The 280-nt window shown below is 51.8% G+C and carries 1 rRNA gene; it reads right to left on the bottom strand.

From position 1 onward, the window contains the following. Positions 1–11: 11 nt before the first annotated feature. Positions 12–280 (bottom strand): 16S ribosomal RNA (locus tag GPK83_RS16680); the annotation flags it as partial.

Below are 280 nucleotides of genomic sequence, written 5' to 3'. Positions count from 1 at the left end.
TTCTTCCTTAGAAAGGAGGTGATCCAGCCGCACCTTCCGATACGGCTACCTTGTTACGACTTCACCCCAGTTATCAGACCTGCCTTCGACAGCTCCCTGCTTTCGCTTGGGTCACTGGCTTCGGGCATTTCCGACTCCCATGGTGTGACGGGCGGTGTGTACAAGACCCGGGAACGTATTCACCGCAGCATTCTGATCTGCGATTACTAGCGATTCCAGCTTCATGTAGTCGAGTTGCAGACTACAATCCGAACTGAGACGTTATTTTTGAGATTTGCTC

This window comes from Clostridium sp. MCC328, assembly GCF_018785465.1.
GTDB lineage: Bacteria > Bacillota > Clostridia > Lachnospirales > Lachnospiraceae > Pilosibacter > Pilosibacter fragilis.
This window is presented reverse-complemented; position numbering and strand designations above follow the sequence as displayed.